This is a genomic window from Achromobacter sp. GbtcB20, from assembly GCF_019091095.1.
GTDB lineage: Bacteria > Pseudomonadota > Gammaproteobacteria > Burkholderiales > Burkholderiaceae_B > Achromobacter > Achromobacter mucicolens.
The window spans coordinates 1-243 of record NZ_JAGXJZ010000801.1 but is presented as its reverse complement, the minus strand read 5'-3'; the positions used below and the strand labels follow the sequence as shown (position 1 = coordinate 243).

Annotated in this window: 1 protein-coding gene; it reads right to left on the bottom strand. The window is 66.7% G+C overall.

The features are described 5' to 3' along the window. A partial coding sequence (locus tag KVT32_RS31175) for a FimV family protein (protein WP_217619544.1) occupies positions 1–243 on the bottom strand: 243 nt, incomplete at both ends.

Below are 243 nucleotides of genomic sequence, written 5' to 3'. Positions count from 1 at the left end.
CAGCAAGAAGGTGTATTCGCGCACCAGGCGGCCGTTGTCCCAGGCCAGTTCCAGCAGCAGGTCGACGAAGGGTTCGTTCAGCGGCTGGGTCGAGCTGATGCGGACGAACTGGCGTCCCGCGCGCTGCTCGACGTTAAAGCGCAGCGACAGCAGCGCCGGATTGAATTCGATGTTGGCCGCGCGATAGGCCACCGCCGGCGCCAGCCTGGCGACCAGGCCCTTCGCCTCGTCGTTCGACACCGC